Origin of the sequence: Oceanisphaera avium (assembly GCF_002157875.1) — a bacterium.
Lineage (GTDB): Bacteria > Pseudomonadota > Gammaproteobacteria > Enterobacterales > Aeromonadaceae > Oceanimonas > Oceanimonas avium.
In genome coordinates this window covers 1,165,451-1,180,891 of sequence record NZ_CP021376.1, presented here as the reverse complement: position 1 = coordinate 1,180,891, position 15,441 = coordinate 1,165,451, and the positions used below count along the sequence as shown (strand labels likewise).

General features: G+C 44.5%; 13 protein-coding genes and 1 pseudogene. 12 read left to right on the top strand and 2 right to left on the bottom strand.

What is annotated here, in order from left to right:
* Window positions 1–84: 84 nt before the first annotated feature.
* The 9 genes from CBP12_RS05410 to hglS all read left to right on the top strand — a co-directional run bounded on the left by CBP12_RS05410 (window position 85) and on the right by hglS (window position 12,425).
* On the top strand, window positions 85–2,097 hold the full coding sequence (locus CBP12_RS05410) for a TonB-dependent receptor plug domain-containing protein (RefSeq protein ID WP_086963531.1): 2,013 nt from the start codon (window positions 85–87) through the stop codon (window positions 2,095–2,097).
* A 243-nt stretch (window positions 2,098–2,340) separates the two neighbouring features.
* Window positions 2,341–3,450, top strand: coding sequence for a YcjF family protein (locus tag CBP12_RS05405; protein ID WP_086963530.1), 1,110 nt, complete (start codon window positions 2,341–2,343; stop codon window positions 3,448–3,450).
* A complete protein-coding gene (locus tag CBP12_RS05400; protein ID WP_157420049.1) occupies window positions 3,437–5,032 on the top strand; it encodes a GTPase family protein in 1,596 nt (531 codons plus the stop codon). Before CBP12_RS05405 ends, CBP12_RS05400 begins: the two co-directional genes overlap by 14 nt.
* Before the next feature lie 311 nt (window positions 5,033–5,343).
* The gene (locus CBP12_RS05395) at window positions 5,344–6,204 is read left to right on the top strand and encodes a glycine zipper domain-containing protein (RefSeq protein WP_086963528.1); all 861 of its coding nucleotides are present in this window, start codon (window positions 5,344–5,346) and stop codon (window positions 6,202–6,204) included.
* Window positions 6,205–6,213: 9 nt separating this feature from the next.
* The gene (locus tag CBP12_RS05390) at window positions 6,214–8,406 is read left to right on the top strand and encodes a hypothetical protein (RefSeq protein WP_086963527.1); all 2,193 of its coding nucleotides are present in this window, start codon (window positions 6,214–6,216) and stop codon (window positions 8,404–8,406) included.
* On the top strand, window positions 8,396–9,427 hold the full coding sequence (locus CBP12_RS05385; RefSeq protein WP_086963526.1) for a hypothetical protein: 1,032 nt from the start codon (window positions 8,396–8,398) through the stop codon (window positions 9,425–9,427). The genes CBP12_RS05390 and CBP12_RS05385 overlap by 11 nt, the downstream gene beginning before the upstream one ends.
* 183 nt (window positions 9,428–9,610) lie before the next feature.
* On the top strand, window positions 9,611–9,946 hold the full coding sequence (locus tag CBP12_RS05380; RefSeq protein ID WP_086963525.1) for a hypothetical protein: 336 nt from the start codon (window positions 9,611–9,613) through the stop codon (window positions 9,944–9,946).
* Window positions 9,947–9,997: 51 nt separating this feature from the next.
* A complete protein-coding gene (gene yghU, locus CBP12_RS05375) occupies window positions 9,998–10,861 on the top strand; it encodes a glutathione-dependent disulfide-bond oxidoreductase (protein WP_086963524.1) in 864 nt (287 codons plus the stop codon).
* 151 nt (window positions 10,862–11,012) lie between these two features.
* On the top strand, window positions 11,013–12,425 hold the full coding sequence (gene hglS, locus CBP12_RS05370; protein WP_198341863.1) for a 2-oxoadipate dioxygenase/decarboxylase HglS: 1,413 nt from the start codon (window positions 11,013–11,015) through the stop codon (window positions 12,423–12,425).
* A gap of 45 nt (window positions 12,426–12,470) precedes the next feature.
* On the opposite strand, the gene CBP12_RS05365 is transcribed toward hglS, so the two are convergent.
* Both CBP12_RS05365 and CBP12_RS13525 read right to left on the bottom strand, forming a co-directional pair.
* A complete protein-coding gene (locus CBP12_RS05365) occupies window positions 12,471–12,926 on the bottom strand; it encodes a DUF2726 domain-containing protein (protein WP_232455157.1) in 456 nt (151 codons plus the stop codon).
* A gap of 17 nt (window positions 12,927–12,943) precedes the next feature.
* Window positions 12,944–13,111 carry a hypothetical protein gene (locus tag CBP12_RS13525; protein ID WP_198341913.1) on the bottom strand — a complete coding sequence of 56 codons (168 nt, stop codon included), beginning with the start codon at window positions 13,109–13,111 and terminating at the stop codon, window positions 12,944–12,946.
* Between the two features lie 191 nt (window positions 13,112–13,302).
* Here CBP12_RS13525 and CBP12_RS05360 point away from each other — a divergent pair, with 191 nt between their 5' ends.
* From CBP12_RS05360 to rlmM, 3 genes and pseudogenes are all read left to right on the top strand, one after another.
* Window positions 13,303–13,932: an alpha/beta family hydrolase gene (locus CBP12_RS05360; protein ID WP_086963521.1), complete on the top strand. Its 630-nt coding sequence runs from the start codon at window positions 13,303–13,305 to the stop codon at window positions 13,930–13,932.
* Window positions 13,922–14,304: pseudogene (locus CBP12_RS05355) on the top strand (DUF423 domain-containing protein). Before CBP12_RS05360 ends, CBP12_RS05355 begins: the two are co-directional and overlap by 11 nt.
* Entirely contained in the window at window positions 14,304–15,395 is a 1,092-nt protein-coding gene (gene rlmM, locus CBP12_RS05350) for a 23S rRNA (cytidine(2498)-2'-O)-methyltransferase RlmM (RefSeq protein WP_086963520.1), read from the top strand. The pseudogene CBP12_RS05355 and the gene rlmM overlap by 1 nt, the downstream one beginning before the upstream one ends.
* Window positions 15,396–15,441 lie beyond the last annotated feature (46 nt).

The following is a 15,441-nucleotide window of genomic DNA, read 5'->3' as shown; positions in this document are numbered from 1 at the left end:
GAAGTTGCTAGCCCTAATTACAAGCTATATCATTCTCGGCTTGTTAAATTGTATTTAATTCAACGTTACTCTTAGGATGGTTACATGACTAAGCACAGTACTGCTCAATTATTGATGTGGTGTTTATTAGGAAGTGCCTGGGGCAGTGTGCAAGCGGCGGAAAAAGATAAACCAGGTGTGTATCAATTTGAGCAAGTGACTGTGCTGGGTAGTGCTAAAGAGGCGGAAGTGTTTTATAACCCCGCTTCGGTAAGTGTAGTGAGCCAAGAAGAGATGCAAAAAGTGGCTCCCCAATCAGTGGCCAGCTTTTTGCGCAGCATTCCAGGTGTGCAAATTAATGAGCAAGGGGTTGAGCGCATTTCCATTCGAGGAGAAGACTCTAGCCGTATGGCGATTGCTATTGATGGTCAAAAATTATCGGATCACAGTGGCTATGGTCAACCGCTGCTGATCGATCCCGCAAGCATTGAGCGCATTGAAGTACTGCGCGGCTCCTCGTCGGTGATCTCTGGCAGCAGAGCCATCAGTGGTGTGGTGAATATTATTACTAAAAAGGGGGCTGACTCGCCTTTATCTGTGAGCACATCGGCAGGCTATTTTTCTGCGACTCGCGGTTATCGCACCTCAAGCAGCCTAGCGGGTAGCCAAAATGGCTTTGATTATCGTTTTGGCTTTTCTCGTGCCGAGTTTGGCGACCGAGAGAGTGCCCATCAGCGTTTAGTACCCAGTAACAGTGATGATAAAAGCTATTCCGCCCACTTGGGTTACACCAGCGGCAACCACAGCTTTGCCGTAAAGGCGCTGCAATATGATATTGCCGCTAAGCCTTTTACTGAAGATTATGACTTAGATATTAGTATTGATTTACCGAAAAGAGAGCTTAGTAAAGTGGCCTTTTTTTACCAAGGAGATGATCTGAGTGAGCAAGTAAAAAAAGTAAAAGTCGATTTTTTCCAGCAAGATATTGATCGCGAGCTTTACAATGATATTACCCCTATGCCGGGGCTTAATATTGTGGCTACTTCGGATGATCAGCAGCGTACCCGCGGTATTAATGTATTATCTGAGCTGGAGTTGCTTAAAGATCACGACACAGTGCTAGGCTTAGAGTATGAGCACGATACGCTCAATAGTAGAAAAGATAACGTTATTAGTTTTGGTCCAAGAGTGATGCCCCATGTGGATCTAGATGAAGCCAGTATTGATACCCAATCGGCGTATTTGCAACATGCTATTCCATTAAATGAAGAAGTCACGGCAACGCTGGGGGCTCGCCATTATCGAGTAAAAGCCAAACAACAACAGTCTTCTACTGATGGCAAAGCCAATGCCTTGCTGGATAATTCGGATAGCCATACGGTGGGGGCGGCAAGCTTAGTGTGGCAACCCGCCGACGCTTGGGTGTTTCGCGCTAATGCTTCACAAGGCTATGTTTACCCCACCTTGGGCCAGTTGTTTTTAAATACTATCTCAGGCGGTACTCAAGTAGAGGGTAACCCTGAGCTGATGCCAGAAACCTCCACTACTTATGAAACTGGTGCTCGCTACCAAGATGCCGGCTGGCTGCTGGATGCCAATTTATTTTATAGTCGCGCTAAAAATTATATTAAGTCAGTGCCTAAAAGTGCGGGCAGCAGAAATGAAATTAATAAAAATATGGACAGAGCCAACAGCTTTGGGCTTGAGCTGCAGCTAGAAAAAGAGTTAACAGATCTGAGCCTGACGCCTTATGTTAACGGTACTGTGATGCGCCGAGAAATTACTACCTCTGATTACACTACTTATGACACGGGTACGCCTACCGTGTTTGGTCAGCTAGGCATTAAGCACCAACACGACCTACATAATTGGCAAGGCGAAGTGGACTTTCATGTACACGCAGCCAGCGCCGGTAAAGATATTACTGATGATCGCCGTGGTGATTTATACAGTGCCGGCTACGGCGTATTTAATGTGCGCTATAATGTCACAGACCTTGATAAATTTCGCTTTGGGCTAGAGCTGAATAATTTACTTAATAAAGAATACCGCCCAGCTCAAGAAGAAATGCGTGCCGCGGGGCGTAACGTTAATGTTTTTGCCAGTTACACTTTCTAGCCCTTGGTGGCTTTAAATTTACAATTAAGCCTTATTTGACCTAAGCGGTGTGTTATTTATTTAACACGCCGCTTTTTTATAGCTCAATGTAGCAGCGATCTAGCTAAGCCCTTGAACAATAACTTAATTAAACGCTAAGCTGTAATTATTACTTAATTTACTCACCGGTTAAACGCCGATGTAAGCTCTAATCTGTTGTAGCTTTTGGCCAAGCTGAAGTCCACATTTAAGGGATAAGTAATTATGGCAAAATTTAATTTAGATAAAATAAAAGCCTTTATTAATCCCAGTAAAAACCCTGATCTGACTCCCCTTGAATCCTTTCAGCGCCAGCATTTGCCCACGCTTTGGTTGCTTGGCAAAACCGGTGCGGGCAAGTCGAGTTTGCTGCAAACACTCACCGGTAATTCTGCCATTGAAATTGGTAACGGTTTTCAACCTTGTACGCTGACCGCTATGCATTATGACTTTCCTGATGACTTACCTTTAATCCGCTTTTTAGATACTCGAGGTTTAGGCGAAGCAGATTATGATCCCAGTGCCGACTTAGCAGAGTTGGCGAAAGTAGGGCATGGCTTGGTGGTATTAATGAAAGCGGAGGAACAAGAACAATCGGCACTCGAGTTGGCCTTAAAGAAGATTCGTAAACAGTCCAATATTAAACACTTATTATTAGTACACACGGCTGTGCTGAGCTTGGACACTAAAGATCGGGAGCAGGCGATATATGCTAACGAGCAAAAAGTAACCGCAATTTGGGGGCCTAATATACGCTCGGTAGCCGTAGATTTTTTTCCACCAGAAGGTGACATTTACCATTTTGAGCCACTGCTTAATGCCCTTGCAGATTTATTACCTGTAATCGGCTTACTGGCGCAAAAAAATGAGCATAGTGATAGAGAAGAGCAAAACTTTAAATCGGTAGAAAAAGAAGTGCTGTGGTATGCCGGTAGCGCTGCGGCCTGCGATCTTATTCCGGTGATGGGCTTAGTCTCAGTGCCAGGGGTACAAGCAAAAATGCTGCACAGCTTAGCGAACCAATATGGCGTGCAATGGGATAAAAAAGCCTTTACCAGTTTATTGAGTACCTTAGGTAGCAGTTTTGCTTGGCAATATTCTGTCAAATTAGCCAGTCGGCAAGTGGTTAAAATTATACCAGGCTATGGCCAAACTGTGGGTGCACTAGCAGCGGCGGCCATGAGTTTTGGCACTACTTATGGTTTAGGCCGCGCCGCAAGTTATTATTTTTATCAGAAAAGTAAAAATGAGCCAGTGTCTGCGCAAAACATGCAAGCCCTTTATAAAGCGGCTCTTAACAAAGGTAAAGAGGCCTACCCTCATGAAAAAAACTAAGCGTTTATATCACACTCTCGCTTTGTTAGCGGGTGATAAAGGGGCCAGCTTAGTACTAGTGAGCATTTTACCCGTGCTCATCATGATGGGTTTTGGTGTGGGCTTAGCGTTTAAATATGGCTACTTATTACTCCTTTCTTTGGTAATGAGTGCCAGTGTGGCGGTGGTGGTAATTAGCTTGCTGCTAGCTAAATACTGGGCTGCTAAGCAAAAGGCCGCTGAACCGGCACTAATCAATGCCCAAAGCGAGCTGGTTTCAGCTTCTTCAGATTGGTCACAGCAAGAGTTGGATATTTGGCAGCAAGCAAAACACTACTCAAGAGAGTTACTTGAGCAAGACAGTGATTGGTCGCATATGGATCAACATGCCTTATTACTGTTTGAGTTCATTGCGCAGAAATATAATAAAAAGCCCCTTAATTTTTCAATTTATGAGGGATTAAAGCTGCTAGAAGAAATTAGCCATCGCTATCGTTTGGTCTTAAAAGAGCATATTCCTGCAATAGAGCTGATTAAGGTATCGCATGTTAAATCAGGGTATGAGTTTTATGAGCAGTATGGTGAGTTAGGTCCGGTATTATGGCGTGCCTTAAAAGGCGCAAACTATGCCAAAAACTTAGTGATTAATCCGGGTAAGGCGGCTTCTGACTTTATTTGCCAGCAATTTTCTGACAATTTAACTCAAGATGTCGTTACAGAAATACAACTAAAAGCGAAAGCAGCCTTATTGGATGAAGTGGCAGCAGTGGCCATTAATCTTTATAGCCAACGCTTTAGCATAGCCGAGCAAGACTTAAGTGCCTCGCCTACTTTACTGTCAGACCAAGAACATTTAGCGCCTGAACTCGAGCCGATTCGCATTGCAATTATCGGTCAAGTGAGTGCCGGTAAGTCGTCCTTAACCAATGTCTTAAAAGAGCAATTTTCGGTAGAAGTGGGAGTATTGCCAACCACCGCAGAGATGACGGTGTGTGAAGCCATGTTAGGAGAGGTAGCAGTAAAGTTTATTGACTTGCCAGGCTTAGATGGCAGCAGTGCTACACAAGAATTATTACTTCATGAGTATGTAAACTCTGACTTAGTGCTGTGGCTAGTTAGGGCGAATCAACCGGCGCGCGCCCTAGACCGAGAATTTAAACACGCCGTCGATACCTATTATGGGCAAGCCAAAAACATGTCACGCCAAGCGCCAACCGTCATTTGCATTGTGAATCAGGTAGATAAGTTAAATCCAGTGAATGACTGGCAGCCGCCTTATGACTTAAAAGCCCCGCATAACGCGAAAGCACAAACGATTAGCCAAGCGCTAGAATATAACAAAGAAATATTAGCGCCGGATTTTACATTGGCCCTTTCTATTAGCGAAAATAAGCCGCATTTTGGGGTAGAAGATTTAAAGCTGTTACTTAATGAGCAATTATTGAAATCTTATAACGTACAACTTAATCGCAAGCGCAAGCGAGCCATTGATAAAAGAATGAGCTTTCGCGAGCAAGGCCATAGAGTGGCTAAATCCAGTAAACGACTCTCTAAAAGTGTGTTTAAACACCTAAAAAACAAATATACTAACTCCCCTCATTAGTTTTTAGTGAACTAAGAAGTGAGAGGTAAATACGAACGACAAGATTTTTATGTTTATAAAAATTTTTTATATGATAAGTTTTATGAGCCTCATTCATTGAATAGGCTTGCTTTTTATAAACTTGAAAATTAGTGTCTATTTTATTAACCAAACAGTTTATTAATCATATTTTTTTAAGTAATATCTGATATAAATATTATTTAATGAAAAATAGATGTTTCCGTTTTAACTTGGCTTATTAATATAATGGAAACAATATATTTCCAGTGTGCCTACTACTTTTATACAAATAACTTGATGAGGAAGAAGCAATGACAAGGATGAGACGCTTTACTGTGGGCGCAATTACTGCCGCTATTTTAAGCACGACGGGTTGTGCTGGTATGTCAGAAAACCAGTATTTTAATCAAGAAAATATGGGGTCTTTACTCGGCGCAGTCGCGGGAGTGGCTATCGGCAGTCAAGTTGGAGGTGGCTCAGGCCGTACCGTGGCTATGATCTTAGGGGGAGTAGCAGGCGGGGCTTTGGGTAAAATGATCGGTAAAAATCTAGATGAGCGGGACCAACAAGCATTAGCCCTTCGTACCCAGCAAATGTTAAATCAGGGCGCAAATCACGCTGTTTCTTGGCAATCTGATCATTCTGACGCACAAGCGACCATTACTCCCGTTAAGAGCACTATTAAAAATGAGACGGTAAAAGTGCAGCGTACAGAAGCTGTGCAAACCGTAGCAAATATGAAGCTGATTAACCAAACCTACATCGCTAAAAAATCCGCAAATGTGCGTAATGCTCCTAATAATACCGCTAGCAAAGTGGGTGGCTTAGCCTTAGGCAGTTCTTTTACTGCCATTGGGCGCACCGATAATGATTGGATTATGGTAGGTAGAAAAGGCGTTACCGTAGGTTATGTCTACGCACCGTTAGTGGGACCTAAGCCTGCAGCCGTTACCCAAGTGACTCAGGTTGCTGATGTAGCTACCGACTTAGATGCTATGGATGATGTGGTGGCTAAGCAACAAGGTTTTGATTTAGATAGCATCCAAGAAAGCCAAATCAGTGCGCAAACCTCATGCAAAACACTGGAATATAAAGTGACCGCCAAAGGAAAGAGTAATAGCGAGCAAGTAGAAGCTTGCCAATCCGCTGATGGCGCATGGGAGCTTATCTAAGAAACCACTATGAAAAAAACGTCCTTATTTTCTTTATCGCTACTTGCTATTGCAAGTCAAAGTTATGTCAGCCAAGTCGTTGCAGCTGAAACACAAAGTCATCGCTTGGCGTTTTCTAAAGCAGAAAATGTAGAAGTGTTTGTAGACCATGCCCTTGATAGTCAATGGTGCAGCCCATCTTTAACGATGCGCTTTGCTTTTGGTTCTCCGTTAGCAGACGTAGCTGCAGTGAGGTCTTTATTACCCAAGCTAGGCGTATTATTGGACTCTCAGTGTCCGGCTGCTGAGAGTATTAAATGGCAAGCAGTGAATAACGACGCTAAGCAAGCTGCCACCGGCGTGGCCGATAAAGCCGGTGCTTGGCAAGCAGTCGTTAATAACCCTGCTGCTGATAAAGCTGCTGATAAGCCAGCTGCAGAGGGGAAAGCGACTACAACTGCTGCAGATAAACAAGCCTTGGTTAACGAATCTGCCGATAAAGTGGCTGCTGAACAAGCCGCTGTTGCTAAAGCTGAAGCGGATAAAGTGGCTGCTGAACAAGCCGCTACTGCTAAAGCTGAAGCGGATAAAGTGGCTGCTGAACAAGCCGCTGCTGCTAAAGCTGAAGCGGATAAAGTGGCTGCTGAACAAGCCGCTGCTGCTAAAGCTGAAGCGGATAAAGTGGCTGCTGAGCAAGCCGCTACTGCTAAAGCTGAAGCGGATAAAATGGCTGCTGAGCAAGCCGCTACTGCTAAAGCTGAAGCGGATAAAATGGCTGCTGAGCAAGCCGCTACTGCTAAAGCTGAAGCGGATAAAGTGAGTGCTGAACAAGCCGCTACTGCTAAAGCTGAAGCGGATAAAGTGGTTACTGAGGCTAACGCCGTCTTTAGTGTTAATGACTGGCAGCCTAAAGCGAGTGATGATGTATTTGCGGCAGAAAAAGCATTTCAAGAATTAACTGACAGTAATGGCTGTAAATTTCGCTTTAGTCAGCATTTTGATCTTGGCCTGCAGCCCTATGAATTTACCAGTGATGCCAAGTGTAATGACCAAGGCTATGCCCAAGGTAAGGCAACAGTAAAGTTTGTGCGCTCCGATGGTAAAGTATTACACAATAATGAGTACTTCTTTGTAGAAGGAGTGCCCTTTGATGAAGAGCAAGATCTTACATTAGTAGACAGTAATCAAGAGGGGGAATTATTATTCCTGCTCGATACTGATCATAAAAATAAATATTACTACTTGCTTAAAGCTAGTCGAAATTATAGCCGCACTTGGTCTATGGGGCGGGATAAAGTTAACTGGGTTCTAAATAGAAACAAAGTTTACTTATTAACTGAAAATGAAGATGATTTTCGTCAAGCTGAGATTATTCGCAGGGCAGTAAAAACACCGATAAACGAAATAGTAAAACTATATGAACGTAATACTGGCTTTGAGGTGCTCGCCGTTGACAGCATAAAAGAGGGTGTTTTTGAAGAAAAAAGAGATCACTTTATATATAAAGCCCATGTTAATAAAGACCGGAAAGGTAATTGGACTTTTGACCCTAATCGAGCGACTAATTATTTATTTGAGCGTGAAGCGCGTCAGGCTGAAGAGCAAAAACGCATAGCCCAGCGTGAAGCCGAAGAAGAACAGCGCCAAGCCCAACTCAAAGACCAGCAAGAAAAAAGAGCAGCTGAGCGTTTGGCCTATGAGAAAAAAATCGAACTAGAGAACAAAGCCAGAACGGCCAACAACCAGTTAAACTTATATCAGTCTTATGTGGAAGCGGATAGAGACTTTGACCGCGTCTTGTCCTCCTATCTGGTGGGATTAGAGTTTAGTAAAGCTAACACTCGTGAATACCAAGCCGTGATTGCCGGGGACAATGTGAGTTATCAGCAAGTGGTACATATTACTAAAGAGAAAGATGGCGAGTTTTGGACTGACTATCCTTATCAAGCGGCTATCAAACAAGGCCAAGCGGATACAGAATTACAAAAAGGTTGGTACTTTATCTCGGGTAAACAAAGCTTGGATACTGAGCGTAAAGACGAACAGAAGTTTTATTTAACTACAGTGGTGGCCGATACGGCATACCAATGTAGTGATACCGGCTGTGAAGATTTTTTTACGCCGTTAAACTTGGTTCGCTTAGAGATTAAGGATCCCAATTGGACAGTAAAACAAGCCGAGCAAGATGTACTCGCGGCGCAAGAGGCAACCCATGAGCATTAAGAATAGTAAGAATATTAAAGTGATAGTCCCCGCTACGCTCGCCGTAATAGTCATTAGCTACTTAGGACTGTCCAGTTACGCTAGCACTCAGGCAGAGGAGCGATTAACGACTTTTATTACTGAAAATAATTTGGAGGACTCTATCAGCTGGAAGTCGGTGTCTGCTAGCCCGTTAGGCGCTACTGTCACTATTAATAAAGTGAAAGTAGAGAACGAGAACTTACTGCCTGTCGAGTTGCTGATTAATAAAGTGGTCATTAAAGATTTTAATGACGATAACCATAATAATAGCGCTAACATTTTACTCAGTAAGATACAGCCAATTGATGACGAAAATGAGTTTGGACAGTATTACCACAATGAAATTTTTGGCATGGTGAAAGCCGTCAATGAAGGAAAAGCTATTACCCCTTATGACTTACAATTACATTGGCACTATTTGGCGAAAGATAAAAGCTTAAAGTTTGGTGTTAAAGCCAATGCACCTGATATCACCGACGCTGAGTTTGAAGCCGAATTTGAAAACGTAGCTGATATAGCAAGTTTATCTCAAGCAAAATATATGCATCCTACTTTTAGTATGATCCCCGATATGTCTAGCGGACGAGATCGCTATGATACTCAAGCTGCACAAAATTTTGAGAGGGTTAAGGTCAAGTATCTAGCTGTTAAGTTTAAAGATCAGGGTTATCTAGAAAGAATTAATACATTAGAGGGGCGCTATAACCTACCAGTATTGCCTTCAAAAGGAGATGTGGAAAAACAACGTAAAACTCTAGCGATAGAGCGCTCTAAAGTAGCGATAGTTGATTGCGAAAAGAATATATCTGAGATATATAACGACTATAAAAAAGCCTGTTCAGCATTAATAGGGACTTGGTTCTCACAAGAAAAAGGCTTTCATATAGTGGCAGATCCTAAAAATCCGGTGAGCTTGTCTGTGTTTGATAAGCTAGGTAGTAATAATAGGAGCGACAAAAAAATCATTAATGATTTTAATATATCAATAAAGACATTGTGATGTAATTTAATTAGAAAAAGGAGTGCTTAGCGCTCCTTTTTTATTAATAGATTAGCATCTGTATTATTCAAAAGTAACGCTATTAACAAAGTTGATTATAGATATTGGCTTATGTCGCTGATAAGCTTTAGCTGCAGGCCGTAGCGGTAAGTTAAGGGGTGAGCGGTGTTAAAGATAGCGTTAATGATTATTAGCCTAAATGGTGCGGGTGAGCCGCGCTTATCGGTGACGGAGGCAGTGAGCCAAACGGCGTGTGAGCGAATTCGCACCACTGTGGTTAGTGTGCTAGAAGAGCGCAATACAAAAGTGCTTATTGCACGCTGTGGAGCCAATAAATTAGCGATGGCGCCTTATCGCCATGGAGCAAAAGAAGAAGAATACCAATATTTATATCAAGTGCGGCTAACAGGAAAAGAGGGCTTTCGTCTTAAGCCATTAGCCAGTGACACCGCCTGCAGACCCATAACAGCCAGAGCAAAAATGGGTTGTGCGCTAGCAAGCCAAGCCCCACTTGGATAACCTTAATCCTAGGGAGTTTTCTCCCTTTGCCATTACTAAGGAGCCTTGAACATGAGTAAGGAATATCAAGTACCTAAAGTGTGGACCTTACCCGAAAAAGATGCCGGTAAATGGTCGCAAATAAATCGCCCCGACTCAGGTGCACGCTACGAGCAAACCCTCCCTCGAGGGCAACATCCGCTACAGCTCTATTCATTAGGCACGCCTAATGGCATGAAAGTGAGCATTATGCTGGAAGAGCTGCTTGCGCTAGGCGAGCAGGGCGCCGAGTATGATGCGCATTTAATTAATATTGGGGAAGGTGAGCAATTTTCTAGCGGCTTTGTCGATATTAATCCCAACTCTAAAATTCCTGCCTTAGTGGATTATTCGACTGAGACACCACTGCGAGTCTTTGAGTCAGGAAATATTTTACTGTATTTGGCGGAAAAATTTGGCCAGCTGTTACCCACAGAGTTAGCACAACGCACCGAAGTATTAAACTGGCTATTTTGGCTACAAGGCTCTGCTCCTTATTTAGGTGGCGGTTTTGGTCACTTTTATCATTATGCGCCAGAGAAAATTGAGTACGCTATTAATCGCTTTACCATGGAAGCGAAGCGCCAATTAGATGTGCTAGATAAGCAGTTAGCTAAGCAGCCCTATATTGGTGGTGAGGACTACAGTATTGTCGATATTGCCATTTGGACTTGGTATGGCTGCTTAGTCTTAGGACAAGCCTATGATGCAGCAGAATTTTTAGATGCTAACTCTTATGAGCATGTGCAGCGCTGGGCGAATAAAATAGCACAGCGACCCGCAGTACAAAGAGGGCGCATTGTAAATCGTACCGAAGCCCAAGCGGGCCCAAGTTTAGCCGAGCGTCACAGTGCAACAGATATTGATGCAGTGTTAGCTAAGCACAGTAACGGCTAGTCTATTCAGATTAAGCTAAGTTAATAAAGCCTCACTCAGTGAGGCTTTTTGTTTTTTATAATGGTGAATTATTTTTGAATGCCAATCCGGTCCCGCCCTCACGATTTTGCATTATGGTTAAGAGGTCAGTGTATGAATGGGAGTAAAAACAGTGGCAGATGATAAATATATGGATCCTGATCATATTCGTGATTTGTTCTCTCGTGGCATGTCGAGCATGTATCAAGCCGAGGTACCTTTATATGGCGATTTACTCACGCTGGTAGCCTCTATCAATGAACAAAAGGCTAAGGAACAACTCACTGATATTAGCGAACAGGCACGCTTAAGTGTGGAGCGCCACGGGGCTATTCGAGTAGGTACGCCAGAGGAGTTGGCGTTATTCACGCGCTTATTTGTGATAATGGGCATGCAAGCGGTGGGCTATTATGACTTAACGACCGCAGGAGTACCGGTGCATTCCACTGCATTTCGCCCCATTAGCGAGGCGGCGCTAGCTAGTAATCCGTTTCGCATATTTACTTCATTATTACGCCTAGAATTAATTAGCGACGTAGCGCTGCGCGAGCAAGCAAAACAGATATTAGCGAAGCGGGATATTTTTACGGAGCGACTGCGAGAGCTAATTACCCTTTGTGAGCAACAAAGCGGGCTCACTCACGCTCAGGCCCACGACTTTGTGGGCGAGGCGCTGCACACCTTTCGCTGGCACGCGTTGGCCAATGTAGATTTAGCAACCTATCAGGCATTGCACCAAGCGCATCCGTTAATTGCCGATGTGGTGTGTTTTCAAGGACCGCACATTAATCACTTAACGCCACGCACCCTAGATATAGACGCAGCGCAGCAGCAAATGATCAAGTCGGGCATGGATACTAAAGCGCACATTGAGGGGCCGCCGACACGCCATTGTCCTATATTATTGCGCCAAACTAGTTTTAAGGCACAAGCAGAAACCATTCGTTTTGCCGATGGCCATGAAGGTGTTCATAGTGCGCGCTTTGGCGAAATAGAACAACGAGGGGCGGCGCTCACCACCAAAGGACGGGCTTTATATGATGCTTTGTTAGTGAAAGCGGGTGAGGATATTCAAGAGAGGAGCACTGACGCATATCAAGACCATTTAAGGGCAGTGTTTTCGGCTTTTCCTGATACTTGGCAACAATTACACGCTCAGCAATTAGCTTTTTTTTATTATCACCTCACTTCCACAGGGCAAGCCGCCCAAGGTCGCTATACCCCAGATACGCTACCCGATGCACAGACCTTAGTGAATGAAGGGCTGTTAAGTATTACACCTATTATTTATGAAGATTTTTTACCGGTCAGTGCAGCGGGAATTTTTCAGTCTAATTTAGCGAGTCACACTTTTATTCCACCATCAGATAGAGCGAATAGCTTAGTACTGGATACAGAGACAGCCATGCGCTGCATTAGCCAAAGCCAGTTGGAATTTGAACGCGCCCTAGGACAAAAAATAATAGAGCCAAATTACTTGTATGCTCAACAAATGCACCAGTCTTTTCAGGCAGCGACGGCTTACTTAATGGGTATCAAACATTAAGGTCGATGACTCATCTAGTAAAGACGGTGAGTGCTTAGTAGTAAGTTAGTCGTTGGCAGAAATCTTAATTACCGGCTCATTATCTTCAATGCTTGGCTCGTTATCCAATGGGCTAAATACCGGCTCTACCCGAGCTGTGCCTAATCGAGTGCTGGCTTGGGGAGCTGGGCTTGGCGCTTTGCAAGCCGTTAAAATTTCGCTACGCAATTCGCTGGGGCTTGGCCAGTTACGAGCACAGAGCTCAATTACCGGCAAGCCGGCGGCGCGCAAGGCATGCCAAAACTGTTGTTGCTTACGCTGCTCTTTTTTACTTAAGCCAGACTCAGCTAGGAGTACAGTGGCGCGCACTTTTAAATCATGGGGTGAGCACAAGATAAAGTCGAGTGCCTCACCATAGAGTTGCTGGGAGGCGAGCTCACGCTGTGACTTAGATAGCTTAGGGTTTAGAGTCATTAACTGTGCCACGCTTACATTGGCAAACACTCGTACTTGGCCCCCCATGGCTTCGTCGATTAATTTTAAAGCTGATAATTGCTGGGCGCTAAAGAGCGGCTTTTGCTGAAACGGTGGCTTGGGGCAGGGCGCCAAATAAATTTTAAGACGCTAATCAATACCATTAATGAGCCTGCGGCGACGACTAAGAAAATAAGCCAGTCGAGCAAGGAGACGGGAGGGAAAGTGATCATGTTACACCTAACCGATAAGAGAAAGCTTGGCGCGCAGTGTAGCAGAGCCATCGCCTAAATTTGAATACTTAGCATCGTCTTCGCCACAGTGAGTTAAATTAAAAGAGCAGGGCGATGCTGGCTTGTGAGCGCCGCCTTATTTATAATCGCGCCAATTATGTCTTTCTCTTAAATAAAAGAAATTCGCTGTGATGACACAGGTATTAATCAATGGCGCGCCTGAGGCACCTAATCGAGTGCTGCTCGCCCACGGAGCCGGTGCCGGCATGGAACATGAAGTGATGGCTTACTTGGCACAAGGCTTAGGCGATGAGCAGATCCAAGTGGTGCGATTTGAATTTCCTTTTATGCAAAAAACCCGACTCGATGGTCGTCGGCGGCCACCCGATAGAGCGCCGACATTATTAGCTTGTTGGCGCAAGATGCTAGAGGAATTTTCTCATCCGCGCTTATTCTTAGCGGGTAAGTCATTAGGTGGGCGCATAGCTTCATTGTTAGTGGATGAGCTAACAATGAATGAGTTAAGCCCTTTAGGACTGATTATGTTGGGCTTTCCTTTTAGCCCGCCCAATAAGCCCCATCTATTTCGCGGTGAGCATTTAGCTCATCTCAACACGCCTTCTTTGTTGGTTCAGGGCGAACGAGATGCCTTTGGTAATAAAGCAGCAGTGGCCAATTACCCTTTATCGCCTGCCATTGAAGTGCTGTGGGTAACCGATGGCGATCACAGCTTTAACCCGCGTAAAAAATCGGGTACCACCTTGGATAATAATTTAAATGCCATTATTCACGCTATGAGGAATTTTATTCTTGCTCACTAATTTTGCGTTTTATCTGGCGGCGCTGTTTGGTTTAACAGCCACCGCTTTGGGAGCCTATGGTGCTCATGGCCTCAGTGCCAGCGGCGTAGAGCCTGCCTTGGTATCGGCTTTTAATACTGGAGTGCAATACCAATTTATTCATGCTCTCGCCTTATTAGTAGTGGTATTGGCGCTGCGAATTAAACCGGTAACAGCACTGCACTGGACAGTGATATTTTTTATACTGGGTACGCTGTTATTTAGCGGCAGTATTTATGCCTTGGTGTTATTGGGCACTAAAGGATTAGCATGGCTCACGCCACTGGGGGTGGGTGTTTTATGGCGGGATGGTTTAGCCTATTGCTGGCCGGTCGCACTTGGTTGAGGTCTTGATGAAACAGTTACTAATATATTGCCGTCCTGGGTTTGAAAAAGAGGCGGCAGCGGAAATTCAAGACAAGGCGAGCCAAATGGGCTGCCCAGGTTTTGCTCGTGCCAAGGACGATAGCGGCTATGTGATCTATGAGTGTTTTGGCGAAGACGATGCGGATCTGATAGCGCGAAAATTATTATTTCGTGAGCTGATTTTTGCCCGCCAAATGTTAGTGGTGCATGCACAAGTGCAAGACTTACCGCTCGATGACCGTATTGCTCCTTTATTAGAAGCGGCTGCGGGCATGGAGTTATGTGGAGATATTCGGGTAGAAACGCCAGACACTAATGATGGCAAAGAGCTGTCTCGTTTTTGTCGTAAATTTACTGTACCTATGCGCCAAGCGCTGCGCGCTAAAGGTTTGTTAACCCGCCAAGAAATGAATAACCGCCCAGTGCTGCATTTGTTCTTCTTAGCTAATAACCATGCCTTGTTAGGTTATTCTTATTCTTTTAATAATTCACCCTTTCATATGGGGATACCGCGACTGCGTTTTGCCTCTGACTCACCGAGTCGCTCAAGCCTAAAGTTAGAAGAGGCTTTTCATGTGTTTATTCCGCGCCATGAATGGGAATTACGCTTAACCTCTGGCATGCGCGCCGTGGACTTATGCGCCGCTCCCGGTGGCTGGACCCATCAGCTAGTGAGTCGCGATATGATGGTAACGGCCGTAGATCACAATGCCATGGATGCCAAATTAATGGATACCGGCCAAGTGAAACATTATAAAGATGATGCCTTTAGCTGGCGTCCGGCGCGACAAAACACTTACTGGCTGGTGTCGGACATGGTAGAAAAACCCGCTCGGGTGGTGTCCATTATGGCGGCATGGTTAGTAGAAGAAAATTGCCAAGAGGCTATTTTTAATCTTAAATTGCCAATGAAAAAACGCTACGCCGAAGCCTTGCACAATTTGGAACAACTCAAAACTAAGTTAGCCGTGCTGGGTGGTTTTCATATTCAAGCTAAGCAGCTGTATCACGACCGCGAAGAAATTACCGTCCATGTCTATCGCCCCTTTAAAGTAGCGAAACTGATCCCTAAGGACTAGTTTCGCCGTATTCAGTGGTCACTCAAGCACCGAGCTGTTAATAGGC